The 13,322-nt window shown below is 69.5% G+C and carries 13 protein-coding genes; 5 read left to right on the top strand and 8 right to left on the bottom strand.

Features of this window, described 5'->3' with window-relative positions; all coding sequences use genetic code 11:
• Positions 1 to 25 precede the first annotated feature (25 nt).
• On the top strand, positions 26 to 463 hold the full coding sequence (locus tag CYU59_RS22015; RefSeq protein ID WP_293002688.1) for a VOC family protein: 438 nt from the start codon (positions 26 to 28) through the stop codon (positions 461 to 463).
• Here CYU59_RS22015 and CYU59_RS22010 read toward each other — a convergent pair whose 3' ends face one another.
• On the bottom strand, positions 464 to 5,797 hold the full coding sequence (locus tag CYU59_RS22010) for a PE family protein (protein ID WP_293002686.1): 5,334 nt from the start codon (positions 5,795 to 5,797) through the stop codon (positions 464 to 466).
• 293 nt (positions 5,798 to 6,090) lie between these two features.
• Between CYU59_RS22010 and CYU59_RS22005 the strand changes: the two genes are divergently transcribed.
• From CYU59_RS22005 to mscL, 3 genes are all read left to right on the top strand, one after another.
• Complete coding sequence (locus CYU59_RS22005) at positions 6,091 to 6,480, top strand: FmdB family zinc ribbon protein (RefSeq protein WP_293002684.1); 390 nt, start codon at positions 6,091 to 6,093, stop codon at positions 6,478 to 6,480.
• Between the two features lie 64 nt (positions 6,481 to 6,544).
• The gene (locus CYU59_RS22000) at positions 6,545 to 7,210 is read left to right on the top strand and encodes an SAF domain-containing protein (RefSeq protein ID WP_293002682.1); all 666 of its coding nucleotides are present in this window, start codon (positions 6,545 to 6,547) and stop codon (positions 7,208 to 7,210) included.
• A gap of 98 nt (positions 7,211 to 7,308) precedes the next feature.
• Entirely contained in the window at positions 7,309 to 7,749 is a 441-nt protein-coding gene (gene mscL / locus CYU59_RS21995; RefSeq protein ID WP_293002681.1) for a large-conductance mechanosensitive channel protein MscL, read from the top strand.
• 13 nt (positions 7,750 to 7,762) lie between these two features.
• Here the strand turns inward: mscL and CYU59_RS21990 are convergent, their stop codons facing one another.
• From CYU59_RS21990 to CYU59_RS21960, 7 genes are all read right to left on the bottom strand, one after another.
• The gene (locus CYU59_RS21990) at positions 7,763 to 7,897 is read right to left on the bottom strand and encodes a hypothetical protein (protein ID WP_293002680.1); all 135 of its coding nucleotides are present in this window, start codon (positions 7,895 to 7,897) and stop codon (positions 7,763 to 7,765) included.
• 8 nt (positions 7,898 to 7,905) lie between these two features.
• Complete coding sequence (locus tag CYU59_RS21985; protein WP_293002678.1) at positions 7,906 to 8,391, bottom strand: MogA/MoaB family molybdenum cofactor biosynthesis protein; 486 nt, start codon at positions 8,389 to 8,391, stop codon at positions 7,906 to 7,908.
• A gap of 47 nt (positions 8,392 to 8,438) precedes the next feature.
• Positions 8,439 to 9,899: a trypsin-like peptidase domain-containing protein gene (locus CYU59_RS21980; RefSeq protein WP_293002676.1), complete on the bottom strand. Its 1,461-nt coding sequence runs from the start codon at positions 9,897 to 9,899 to the stop codon at positions 8,439 to 8,441.
• A 63-nt stretch (positions 9,900 to 9,962) separates the two neighbouring features.
• The gene (locus tag CYU59_RS21975) at positions 9,963 to 11,498 is read right to left on the bottom strand and encodes a HAMP domain-containing sensor histidine kinase (protein ID WP_293002674.1); all 1,536 of its coding nucleotides are present in this window, start codon (positions 11,496 to 11,498) and stop codon (positions 9,963 to 9,965) included.
• Positions 11,498 to 12,184 carry a response regulator transcription factor gene (locus CYU59_RS21970; protein WP_293002672.1) on the bottom strand — a complete coding sequence of 229 codons (687 nt, stop codon included), beginning with the start codon at positions 12,182 to 12,184 and terminating at the stop codon, positions 11,498 to 11,500. Before CYU59_RS21970 ends, CYU59_RS21975 begins: the two co-directional genes overlap by 1 nt.
• Positions 12,185 to 12,292: 108 nt before the next feature.
• Entirely contained in the window at positions 12,293 to 12,466 is a 174-nt protein-coding gene (rpmF, locus tag CYU59_RS21965; protein ID WP_285184875.1) for a 50S ribosomal protein L32, read from the bottom strand.
• A 142-nt stretch (positions 12,467 to 12,608) separates the two neighbouring features.
• A complete protein-coding gene (locus tag CYU59_RS21960; RefSeq protein ID WP_293002667.1) occupies positions 12,609 to 12,905 on the bottom strand; it encodes a helix-turn-helix transcriptional regulator in 297 nt (98 codons plus the stop codon).
• A gap of 107 nt (positions 12,906 to 13,012) precedes the next feature.
• Between CYU59_RS21960 and CYU59_RS21955 the strand changes: the two genes are divergently transcribed.
• Positions 13,013 to 13,213, top strand: coding sequence for a helix-turn-helix domain-containing protein (locus CYU59_RS21955; RefSeq protein WP_293002665.1), 201 nt, complete (start codon positions 13,013 to 13,015; stop codon positions 13,211 to 13,213).
• The last annotated feature ends 109 nt before the right edge of the window (positions 13,214 to 13,322 follow it).

Raw genomic sequence — 13,322 nt, 5'->3', positions numbered from 1 at the left:
GACACCCCTGGGTAGCATCCGGTCGGTGGCCATCAGACTGGAGAACGTCGGGATCGCCGTGGTCGACCTCGACGCGGCGATCGCCTTCTTCACCGACCTCGGGCTGACGCTCGTCGGTCGCGACACGGTCAGTGGCGAGTGGACCGACACGGCCGTCGGCCTCGACGGCAATCACGCCGACATCGCGATGCTGCTAACTCCGGACGGGCACGGCCGCATCGAGCTGTTCGAGTACATCCACCCCGCCGCGATCGAGTCTGACCCCACTGTTCCCAACGAGATTGGCATGCACCGCATCGCTTTCTCGGTCGACGACATCGACGATGCCCTCGCCATCGCCGCGCGGCACGGCTGCTATCCGCTGCGCGGCGTCGCGACGTATCAAGGCGTCTACAAGCTGACGTACCTGCGCGGTCCGAGCGGCATCCTCGTGATGCTTGCCGAGGAGCTCAAGAAGCCGTAGCTAACCGTGCGGGCCCTGCCCGCCGTCGGCGCCGTCGTTGCCTGGGACGCCGGGCGGCGTGCCGTCGCCGTAGTCGCCGCCGGTGCCACCAACACCACCGGTACCGCCCACGCCCCCGGGCCCGTGGGCCCCGGAGCCCGTATCGGGAACGCCCTTGAAGCCCCCAGCGCCACCCTTGCCCCCGATGCCGCCATCGGCGGCGGTACCGCCGTTGCCACCGGCACCCGAGCCGGCGCCGTCACCGCCGTCGCCGCCGCTGCCACCCAGTCCGCCGGTACCACCAGTGCCGCCACTGCCACCCAATCCGCCAGTACCCAGAACTGTTCCCTGGCCGCCGTGGCCGCCTTCGCCGCCGACGCCAGCCGTGCCGGCACCGCCGCCGGCACCACCTGCACCGCCGTTGCCCGAACCCAGAGCGCTGCCGCCGTCGCCGCCGGTTCCGCCAGCGCCGGCGGTCCCACCGGTCCCGCCCGGGCCGCCATTACCGGGGTCGCCGAAGAAGAAGGGGGTGCCGCCGGTGCCGCCGCCACCACCGAAACCACCGGGCCCGCCGTGCCCACCGGCGCCGCCCGCCCCACCGTCACCCGATATCGAGCCGCCGTCACCGCCCGCACCGCCGAATCCGCCGGCCCCGCCGGCCCCGCCGATGGCGCCGGGTCCGCCGTCGCCGCCGAATTCACCGCCGAAGCTGCCGCCTGGGCCGTTCGCTCCCAGGCCGCCGTTGCCGCCGACCCCACCGGTACCGCCGTTGCCGTGCGACCCCCCGTTGCCGCCGCCACCACCGCTGCCGCCGGACCCGCCGGCTGTGCTGTCGCCGGCGCAGCCGGAGCCCACGCAGCTGGTGCCAGTGCCGGATGCGCCGTCACCGCCGTGCCCACCGGCCCCGCCGTTGCCGCCCGAATCACCGTTGCCACCGTCACCACCGGCGCCACCGGTCCCGCCCGCACCGCCGGGACCCACCCCGGCAGCGCCGGTGCCTCCGGCGCCGCCGTTACCCGCCGAGCCGGTTGCCGCGACACCCGCGCCGCCATCGCCGCCGTCACCACCGTCGCCACCGGCACCTGGGGTGCCTCCTGCGCCGGCCGCGCCGCCACCGTCTCCACCTGCGCCGCCGAGGCCGGCTGTACCGCCCGTACCGGCGGCTGCGCCGTTGCCGCCGTGACCGCCCGCACCGAGCGCGGAGTTGCCACCGGCACCGCCAGTGCCACCGACGCCACCTGTACCACCGGCGCCACCCGTGCCACCTGCGCCCGCGGCACTGCTGCCGCCCTCGGCCCCGCCTCCGCCGCCGGCGCCGGCGTTGCCACCGTGGGCGGCGATCGCGCTGCCACCGGCCCCGCCATTGCCGCCGTTTCCTGACCCGGCGGCCGCACCGCCCGCTCCCCCTAGCCCACCAACGCCACTGGCACCGCCGTTGCCGCCACTGCCGCCGACGCCTCCATAGGCGCCATCGAGGCCGCCCTGTCCGCCGTGGCCGCCGACACCTCCGTCGCCACCACTGGCAGTACTGCCACCGGCTCCACCGGTCCCGCCGTTACCCGAGCCGAGCGCGGCACCACCGGCGCCGCCGGCGCCGCCATCACCTCCGTCACCACCGTTGCCGGCAGTTCCGCCGGGGTCGCCCGCGCCGAACAAGCCGCCTGACTCGCCATTGCCGCCGCCACCTCCGGCACCGCCGACACCGGCGTTTCCGCCGGCCCCACCGGTTCCGCCGTTGCCGGATATCGCTCCACCCGTGCCACCGGCCCCACCAGCCCCGCCGTCGCCGCCGGAGGTGCCGCTGATGCCGGGAGTGCCTTCCCCCTCGACACCGTGCGCGCCAGGTGAGCCGGCCGCGCCGTTGCCGCCGGCACCGCCGGTCCCGCCGTTGCCAAGCAGCCCGCCGTCGCCCCCGGCGCCGCCCGCCGCTCCGTTCGCGCCGGCCGTGGTCGCACCGAGGCCGCTGCCGCCGTTGCCCCCGCTGCCGGACACGACAGTGGGCAGGCCGCCGTTCCCGCCGGTCGCACCGGTTGTTCCCTGACCACCGACGGTGTTGCCGCCCGCCCCGCCGGTGCCACCGAAGCCGCCCGCGCCGGGGTTACCGCCGTCGCCGCCGTCACCACCGATCGGGTTGGTGGCGTCACCGGTCCCGCCGCTGCCACCGTCGTTACCGAACCCGCTGGTGCCACCCGTGCCGCCGGCCCCGCCGTTACCGTTCACACCGACCGTGCCGTTCAGCGCTGTGCCGGCGTTGCCGCCGCTGCCACCCGTGCCGCCGGTACCACCTTGTCCGCCGTCGCCGCCGTCGCCGCCATCGGCACCCCCGCCGGTCTGGTTGAAGCCGTGGCCGCCGGTGCCGCCCGTGCCGCCAGTGCCGCCAGTGCCGCCGGTGCCGCCGTTTCCGCCACTACCGGCGTGATTGGCGGCCAGCCCGCCGCCCGTGCCGCCGTTGCCGCCGGTGCCGCCGCTGCCACCGATGTTGCCGGTGCCGCCGTCGGTGCCGTTCAGGTGGGTGTTCGTACCCGCCAGGCCGTTGATGCCGGTCGTACCGGTTCCGCCGCTACCGCCGTCGCCGCCGTTGCCGCCGTTACCGATTGCTCCGCCGTTGCCACCGTCTCCGCCGGCCCCGCCAGAGCCCCCCGGCGTGTTGGTGTCGAAGCCCGCCCCACCGGCACCGCCGTTGCCGGCCGGGCCGGTCACGGCGGTGCCTTGGATGCCGTCGCCGCCTACGTGGCCGCCGACACCACCGTGGCCCGCCGAGCCGCCCGCACCGCCTGCGCCGGCGGTGCCGGGGTCACCCCCGTTGCCGCCGGCTCCGCCGTCTGGGTTGCCGGCAACGCCGGCCGCGCCGATGCCCCCGTTGCCGGGTGTGCCCGCGTTGCCACCAGTCCCGCCGGCACCGCCGTCTCCGTTGGCCCCGACACTTCCGTGCAGAGATGCGCCACCGTTTCCGCCGTTTCCGCCGGCTCCGCCGCCCGCGCCGTCGCCGCCCGATCCACCGTCTTGCCCGGCCCCCTCGTTAACGCCGACCACACCTGGACCCCCGTTGGCACCGGTTCCGCCGTTTCCGCCGGTTCCGCCGACGCCGCCTGAACCACCAGCCCCCCCGTTGCCGGAAACCTCGCCGCCGGCACCTCCGTTACCACCGTCACCACCGGCGCCACCGATGGTGCCGTCGGTACCTGCGGAACCCAGGGTGCCGCCGTTGTTGCCGGTGGCACCGTTGCCACCGGCCCCGCCTGCGCCACCATTGCCGACAGCGCCACCATCGCCACCATTACCGCCGGTGCCGCCGGGGGTGCCGGCAGTAGTGGCGGTGAAGCCGGCCCCGCCGGCGCCGCCGTCGCCACCGCCGGTCGGTGTGCCGCCCGCAGCGCCGTGAGCGCCGACGCTGGAACCGGTTCCACCGATACCGCCATGACCGCCGGCGCCAGGGTCGCCGCCGTTGCCGCCAGCCCCGCCGTCGGGGGCACCAAGGCCGCCAGCGGCGCCATTACCACCGTCGCCGGGTGCGCCACCGGCACCGCCATCGCCGGCGGCGCCGCCCGCCCCACTGGTGCCGGCCAGACCGTGCAGAGATGCGCCGCCGGCCCCGCCGTTGCCACCGTCACCACCATTTGCACCGCCGCCGCCATTACCGCCGGCACCACCGCTGCCGCCGGCATCCGAGGCGGTCATGCCGTTGGCACCGGCTCCACCGGCACCTCCATCGGCGCCGTTACCACCGGCACCACCGCTACCGCCGTTGCCCGAGTTCGAACCGCCGGCGCCACCGCTACCACCTGCGCCGCCGGCCCCGCCGGTCTGTCCACTCCCGCCGTCGCCGCCGAACGTGGTTGCATCCGAACCGGTGTAGCCGGCTGCGCCGTTGCCCCCGGCTCCGCCGGTCCCGCCGTTGCCCAGCGATCCGCCGGCGCCGCCGTTACCACCGTCGCCGCCGTTTTCACCGGGGGCGACGCCGTTGAAGCCCGCTCCTCCGTTGCCGCCGTTGCCCACCGGGCCGCTGGCCGAAGCTCCGTTGACGCCGTCCAACCCGGTGCTGGCGCCGCTACCGCCGGCCGCACCGCCGCTTCCACCGGCGCCGATCGCGCCGGCGTCGCCGCCCACTCCACCGGCGCCGCCGTCGAGGTCCGAGGCGCTCCCAGAGCCGCCGTTCCCGCCGCTACCAGGTAAGCCGGCGTCGCCGCCGTTGCCGGCGTTTCCACCGTCTCCGTTGGCGCCCGCATTGCCCAACGCGCCGCCGGTTCCACCGGTACCGCCGGCGCCTCCGTTGCCACCACTCCCGCCGTTGCCGCCGTTGCCGCCGTTGCCGCCGACCTCGCCCCCGAATGCTCCGGCGGCACCGTTGATACCGCCACCGCCGTCGCCGCCCAACCCGCCGGCGCCACCGAAGCCGGCATTACCACCGTTGCCTATCAACTGCGCGCCGCTACCACCGTCGCCACCCGACCCTCCGGCCCCGCCGGCAAAACCGTTACCCCCGGAATCGCCGAAAGCGGGGCCTTCGGCGCCGTCGTTGCCAGCCAAGCCGAACCCACCGTCACCGCCGTCGCCGCCGTTGCCGAAGAACCATCCGGTCGCGTCGCCACCGGCCCCACCGTCACCGCCGGCGCCACCGTCACCACCGTTGCCGGCGATGCCGTAGGCGGTGTCACCGCCCAGGCCGCCATCGGCACCGGCTCCACCCGCGCCGGCATCCCCTCCGTTGCCGAAGTACGCAATACCGCCCGCACCGCCAGTAAGCCCGGCATCGCCGGAATCGGTTGCGCTGTAACTGAATCCGGCTCCGCCATCGCCGAACCACAGTCCACCCGCGCCACCGTTGGGATCGAGCGCCGTTCCCGGATCACCGTTGCCGATGAGGATGCCCTGGCCACCGATGTCTTGCCAGAAATCGTTGAGTGACGTGTCGAATTGCATGCCGAAATCGCTGGTGATCCAGGCTTGATGCAGGTCGTGAACCGGCTGGTAGAACCAGGCGTCGTACAGATCGGCAAATGAGGGACTCGTTGTCGTGGCCGCCGAGGTGGCAGCACTCACGTCGAATACGCCTGGCTCCAGCCCGAAGAACGCGGCGGTGCCATCCATTCCCAGAAAGGAATCAAGCCCGGCGAACAACCCGAGACCGGCGCTGGGATCCATCGCGGCGAACGCGTCAGTCAACGCCTCCTGCAGCGGGCTGATCCACGGGTCGATGATCGTGTCGAATACGTCCGCCTTGACCGGCGGAGCAGCCGCAAGCGGGGCCATCGTCGCCGCGAGCATCGCTCCCGCAGTCGACGAGATCCCGACGATACGTCGGCGCGTCTTACCGCTGGATAATCGACCCTTGCGCTTGGTCCGGCGAGCAGCCATCTGCCTGGCCCTTCAGGGTCGAGCCCGGAAGGGCACTTGGAATTTTCTAAGGCAACGTTAATGTAAGACTCAGCTTCTGTTTTGGGAGCCGGAAACGGAAAACTGAGTCGAGGGCCGACCAAACACAAGCCCGAATATCGGAGCAGTGCAGAGGCTGTCGAAGGCCGAGGACGGGATCAGCACCCGACACCGTCCTGCTGATGCCGCCTACTCGGGAATGACACCCGCCACGTGGCGGTTTTAGCACTTGAGACTGTAGAGTGCTAAGCGTTTAGACCATCCTGGAGGTTTGTGTGCCGACTTACAGCTACGCGTGTACCGAGTGCGATAACCGCTTCGATGTGGTGCAAGCTTTCAGCGACGACGCACTGACCACGTGCGAGAAGTGCTCGGGCCGGTTGCGCAAACTGTTCGGCAACGTGGGCGTGGTGTTCAAGGGCAGCGGCTTCTACCGCAACGACAGTCGCGAGGCATCGAAGAGTTCCAGCGGTGGCTCGTCGAACTCGAGTTCGTCGTCGAATTCCGAGAGCTCCAGCTCCAGTTCCGGCGAGAAATCGAGCTCGAGTGACTCGTCGAGCTCGTCGAACGACACCTCGAAGTCCTCGTCCTCGTCCGACTCGAAGTCCTCGTCTGACTCCTCGTCGTCGTCCTCCTCGAAGTCACCGGCGACAACCTCCAACTGACGGTTATCCACAGCCGGCGTCGCCTGCGGCACACCTAACGCGCCGCGCCGCCTACCGTCACACCGTGGGCGCCCCCCGGAATCCGCTGAATCCGACTCTGGCGAACCGTCTTTCGCAATGGTTGCGTCCTGACTGGTCGCGGACGCTACTGGCCCGACGCATCGCCGCGGGCGGGCTGGTACTGCTTGCCGCCATCGCGGCGCTACGGCCCGATCCCGACAATGCCCGCGCGCAGGTAGTGGTGGCCGCGCGCGACGTCGGGCCCGGTGCCGAATTGACCGCCGACGATGTGCACCTCGAGTTGCGTTCCGCGACAACGGTTCCCGACGGAGCCAGATCCGACCTGAACGCCGTCATCGGCTCCACGCTGGCCGGCCCGGCGCGCCGCGGCGAAGTACTGACCGACGTGCGGGTGCTGGGCCGTCGCCTCGCTGAGTCCGCGGCAGGACCCGACGCCCGCATCGTGCCGGTTCATCCGTCCGACAGCGCGCTGATCGATCTGGTGCGCCCGGGCGACGTTGTCGACGTCGTTGCGGCGACCGAGGGCAATGCCCAGGCCGGCGCGCCGCGCGTAGTGGCCACCGACGCGGTCGTGGTCTCGGTGTCGGCCAAACCCAGAGCGCAGAGCGCAAGTGGTGAGCGGGTGGTGCTGGTCGCGCTGCCGGCCGCGTCGGCCAACGCCGTTGCCGGGGCCGCGTTGGTCTCGACCGTGACACTCACCCTGCACTGACAGCCAGATAACCGGCAAAGTCTCGCTTGGCCAGCCCGACTCGGATAGCTTTTGATTGCGCTCATTCATGGCTTACCACTGTGGAAAGGACATCGGAGATGTTGAAGGGCTTCAAAGAGTTTCTCGCGCGCGGCAACATCATCGATTTGTCTGTTGCGGTGGTGATCGGTACCGCATTCACCGGCCTGGTCACCAAATTCACCGAAAGCGTCATCCAGCCGCTGATCGACCGGATCGGCGCCGGCGGACAGGCCGATGTCGGTTTGTTGAAAATCGGCATCGGTGACGGCAAATACATCGACTTCAACATCGCATTATCTGCAGCGATCAATTTCATCATCATCGCGGCGGTGGTGTATTTCCTGGTCGTTCTGCCCTACAACACGCTGCGCAAGCGCGGTGAGGTCAAGCAGGCCGAGGACACCGAGCTCAGCCTGCTCACCCAGATCCGGGACCTGCTTGCCGAATCCGGCAGCGGCTCAGCCGGAGGTCACCATTCGGCCAATGCACCGCAGAGTCCCACCATCGAAGACAGGTAGTCGCCCGGGCAGTTCAGAGGTGATGCGGCGGCGCGTTGTCCCGCAACCACTGCTCGTGGGCTTCGTCGTCTCGACTCGCGTCCGGATCACGCTCGTCGGCCGACGTCTGCGGGAACACGTCGCGGTCGTCACCGGACCGCTTGGTCATACCCGGCTTCAGATCTCCAGGCTGGACAGCTGACCGATGATCTGGGCCGCCAGCGGATTCAGCGTCGCCATGCCGTCGCGGACTGCCGAGCGCGAGCCCGCCAGGTTGACCACCAGCGTGCTTCCGGAGACACCGGCCAGACCGCGCGACAGGCCTGCGTCGACGATGCCCGCGGACAGCCCCGATGCGCGGATGGCCTCGGCGATGCCGGCGACCAGGCGGTCGAGAATGTCCAGCGTCGCTTCCGGCGTGACGTCGCGGGGCGTGACCCCGGTGCCACCGACCGAGACGACCAGGTCCACTCCGCCGATGACCGCGGTGTTGAGCGCGTTGCGGATCTCGACCTCGTCGGCCGCGACGGCGATCACGCCGTCCACCACGAATCCCGCTTCGGTGAGCAGCTCGGTGACCAAGGGACCGCTGTGGTCCTCATCCCCGTGATCGTCAACGACGATGACGAGTGCCCTTCCGATCAAGTCAGCGCCCTGTTCCATGGGTGTCACCGTATATCTGACGTCCGACCTCGGCGCGGTGGCTCTGGTCACTGCTGAGCCTTGCCGAGGGTGACCTGGATTTTCTTCGTCTCGCCGGACGGATCCTTGATCGTCAGCATCACCTTGTCGCCGGGAGCCTTTGATCGGACGGCGGCCACCAGCGCGTCGGCGCTGTTGACCGTGCGGTCGTCGACCTTGGTGACGACGACCCCTCCGGGCAGGCCGGCGGCCGCGGCCGCCCCGTTGGGAACGACCTCCACGACCTTGGCACCGGGGGTGTCCTTGTCGTTGGTGACCTGCACACCGAGCGAGGCGTGCGCCGCGGTGCCGGAGCTGATCAGCTCGTCGGCGATGCGCTTGGCCTGGTCGACGGGGATCGCGAAACCCAGCCCGATGGAACCGCTTTGCGCGTCCGGCGAGTCTCCACCGAGGGTGGCGATCGCCGAGTTCACGCCGACCAGCTGCCCGCTCATGTTGACCAGCGCGCCACCGGAGTTACCCGGGTTGATCGCCGCGTCGGTCTGGATCGCGTCCAGCACGGTGTTCTGGTTGCCGGTTTCTCCGGTGGTCGACACCGGCCGGTTGAGCGCACTGACGATGCCGGTGGTGACCGTGCCGGACAGGCCCAGCGGCGAGCCGACCGCCATTACCGGCTGGCCGACGTGCAGGTTGGCCGACGACCCGAGGCTGATCGGGGTCAGGCCCGAAATACCTTGCACGCGAACGACAGCGATGTCCGTCGTGGGGTCCGTACCGACGACGGTGAACTCCGCGGTGCGGCCGTCGGAGAAGGTGACCGTGGTCTTCGGCTTACCGCCGTTGGGGCCGCCGGGAGGCGCGGGCTGGTCGGGGTCCAGGCCCGGACCGCCGCCGCCGTCGTCGTCGGGGCCGTTCTGGTGCTCGGGGTTGGGCCGACCGCGCGGGCCTGGTGGTGGCTTGCCGGCGGCGGTGGCGACGACGTGGTTGTTGGTCAGGATCAGGCCATCGGCGGACAGGATGATGCCGGAGCCCTCTTCGGAGGCGCGGCCCAGGTTGGTCTCGAGCATGACGACGCTGGGCACCACCTTGGCGGCCACCTGCTCGACGCTGCCGAGCGGTGCGTTCGACGCGGGCATGCCGGGCGTGGCGCCACCGGGCATCGCGCCGTCGGCGACCGACGCGAGCGTGCCGTGGTGAGCGATCACCGAGGCCGCGGCACCGCCGATGCCGGCCGAGACCACTGCGACAGCCAACGCACCGACTGTCAAAGCGCCTGCGCGAGAACGCTTTCGCGGCGCGGGCAACTGCGGCGGCGGGCCACCGGCGGAGTGGCCGCTCTGGCCCGCGAACGGACCGTAGGGCTGGCGGTACTGAGGCTGCTGGGGCTGCTGACCCTGCCGCCATTCGTATCCCTGCGGATAGGTTTGCGGCTGTCCGTAGCCGGAATGGCTTGTGGCGCCACGCTGATCGGACGCCGGACGGTATCCGTGTTGCTGCGGCGGTGGCGAATACCTCGGGTGATTCGTCATGTCGCTAGGTCACTCTTTTCTCGTCCAAGTGCGGCCGTTCAGACCCACACAGTAACTGGATGACTACCTTGCCCGTGTGGTCTGAGATTCGACTGAGATAACGTTCGCCGGTCCTGCAGAGTTCCCCGAAGTCGCCGGATCATTGATATTCGGCGCCGCCGGATCATCGGATGGGTATTCGGCCTCCGCAATCGGCTGACCGGGGAGCAGGACGTATATCGACGTGCCCGGAGGCTGGCCACCCGGCACGGTTTCCTCGACCCGGAGCGCGCCACCGTGGGTCAGCACGACCTGCTTGACGATCGCCAGCCCCAGCCCCGACCCGGGCATCGAGCGTGACGTGGTGGAGCGGAAGAACCGCTCGAAGACCAGGTCTCGCTCGTGTTCCGGAATGCCGGGCCCGCGGTCGGACACCACCAGCTCGGCGTGCGTCGGGTTGAGCTGGCGCAACCGCACCCCGACACGCTCGCCGGAGGGGCTCCACTTGGCCGCGTTGTCCATCAGGTTCAGCACTGCCCGCGACAGACCGGCGGAGTCGCCGTAGACCTGCCAGGGCGTCACCTCGACATCGAACTCGACATCGATGCGGCGCCGACGGACCCGCTCGAGTGACCGCTCGATGACCTCGCTCATGTCGACCGGCTCGTGCACCACTTCGCCGGCGTCACCGCGGGTGAGGTCAACCAAATCGCCGACCAGAGTGGACAATTCCTCGATCTGCGCGATCACGTCAGCACGCAGATCGACCATTTCCTGCTCTGGGATGGGCGGGGCGCCCGGCGCGCTCGAAGCCATCAGCAGCTCGATGTTGGTGCGCAACGACGTCAGCGGGGTCCGCAGCTCGTGGCCGGCATCGGCGACCAGACGCGTCTGGCGATCCCTGGATTCGGCCAGGGCCCGCAGCATCATGTTGAAAGCCTCTGTCAGCCTTGCCAATTCGTCGCTGCCGTAGACCGGGATGGAGTGCAGGTCGTCGGTGCGCGCCACCCGCTCGGCAGCGCGGGTCAGTCGGCCCACCGGCCGCAGGCCCGCCTGGGTGACCATGCCACCGGCGATCGCGGCGACGGACATGCCGACGCCACCGACGATCAGCAGCACCCACCGCAGCTTCGTCATGACCGCGTCGGTGGGCGCCAAACTCTTGGAGATCAGCAGCGAACTGCCGTTCGGCAGATGCACGGCCAGCACCCGCTGGTTGGCGGCGGTGCGGCGCGACATGAACAGGTCACCACGGATGACGGCCTTCTCCTGCTGACCGACCGGCAGGGTCTGACCCTCCTGGTTGGCGGTGAAGATCGACCGGCCGGGAGTCACCAGCATCGCGTTGACGTCCGAATATGCCGTGCCCTCAATGGCTTTCGCCGGATCGGCGGCCAGCGATCCGCTGGCGATCAACAGCTGGGCCCGGCTTTGCAGCTGGTTGTCGATGTCCTTGTACAGCGCGGCGGAGATCACCGCGTACACCGCGACCGCCATCAGGATGACCACCATGGCGACCATCGACATGGCCAGCAGCATGACCCGCCACCGTAGCGACAGGGAGGTGCTGGCCCGCAGCGGAACTCTGCTTCGGCGGCGGAACAGGTTTTTCAGGGGCATCAGGGAGGCGTTTCGCGAAGCACGTAACCCACCCCGCGAACGGTGTGGATCAATCGTGGTTCGCCGTTGGCCTCGGTCTTGCGGCGTAGGTATCCGACGTACACCTCGAGCGCATTACCCGACGTGGGGAAGTCGAAACCCCACACCTCCTCGAGAATGCGACTGCGCGTCAATACCCGTCGCGGATTGGCGATCAGCATCTCCAGCAAAGCGAATTCGGTACGCGTCAGGCTGATCTGGCGTAGCCCGCGGGTGACTTCGCGCGTCACCGAATCAAGCGTGAGATCGGCGAAGGTCATCGCCACGGATTCGGTCGTGTCGTCGATCCGCGTCCGGCGCAGCAGGGCCCGCATCCGGGCCAGCAGTTCCTCCAGGGCGAACGGCTTGGGCAGGTAGTCGTCGGCACCGGCGTCGAGTCCGGCGACCCGCTCGGAGATGGTGTCGCGCGCCGTCAGCACGAGGATCGGCAAATCATCGCCGGTGCTACGCAGCTGCCGACATACTTCGAGGCCGTCCAGCCGGGGCATCATGACGTCGAGCACGACCCCATCGGGCCGGTCGGCGGCGATCATCTCGAGCGCTTCCACGCCGTCTTCGGCCAACGCCACCGAGTAGCCATTGAAGGACAGGGAGCGGCGCAGCGACTCGCGCACCGCACGATCGTCATCGACGACAAGAATTCGCACGGCCACCAGTTTTATCCAATCGCCTGAGAACGCGCTGAGAGGTCGTCAGAAATGCCGTTCCGCAAATTGCTGACGGGAATGCCGGAGGCAATGCTCACGGCAAATAAGTTAGCGCCGGTCGAGGTCGATCAGACCGAGGCGCGCCGCCTTGAGCAGCCGGCGCGGCACCTTGTGCTGCTTGCCGGCGACGGTCACGCCGACCAGTTCGGGCTTCTCAGCCTTCCACTGCGCGCGCCGGCTACGGGTGTTCGAGCGCGACATCCGCCGCTTTGGCACAGCCATGATCAGGACTCCTGGTTGGGGGGTCGCCGCGGAAACAGCCTCGGCAGCGACGATTGAGGTCAATAGTAATGGCTGACCTGCCAAGGGCAAAAATCAGACGTCGAGTTCGTCGGCAGCCTTGACGCGGCACCGCCGGTACCGGCTAACCTACCGTTTTCCCGAGTCCTGGATCTGGGCCGCCGCCGTCGGGGTCGCTTGGCCGTTCGGTGTCGAACCACCACCACAGCGGTGTTCCGCTCATAGCCTTGACGCGCCTGGCGATCACGCGCATGTCTTTGACGCGGTTGCGGTCAGCTTCCCACGCCATGTAAGTCGATGCGTTGACCTGCAGCCGCTCGGCGAACTCTTCTTGGCTGAGCCGCAGGTGGCGTCGGACTTTGCGGAGCTTGTCGCCGTCAGTCCATTCGGGTACGAATTCACCCACGGGATCTGTAGTCATGCCATAAGTATTCATACACGGTCAACCGCTGTCAATCGGTAGCAAAAATACGGAATCTTACGTGTTGCCCTTGACCACGTGTGTATCCGTATGCAATCGTCTTCGGCATGCCATCGGATACGGATACACACGATCCGGACGACCTCGTAACATCGGCTGAAGCTGCTCGGCTTGGTCGAGTATCCAAAATCACGATTCACCGCGCGGTCAAGGCCGGCAAGCTCACTCCCCTGCGCACCCCTGGTGGGCATTTTCGTTTCCGGCGCTCTGACATTGAAGCGCTGCTGACCGAGCAGGCGTCGGCGTGAGCGCGGCGGCCAGCAGCTTGCGGCGGATCGAGAATCTGCTCGCCCTGCAGATCCGCCTACACGCCCTCAGCCTCGGACTCGAACGCGATGGGAAACGTCTTGCTGACAC

This window comes from Mycobacterium sp., assembly GCF_002863225.1.
GTDB lineage: Bacteria > Actinomycetota > Actinomycetes > Mycobacteriales > Mycobacteriaceae > Mycobacterium.
The sequence above is the reverse complement of the archived record's forward strand: the minus strand, read 5'-3'. Positions and strand labels throughout refer to the sequence as shown.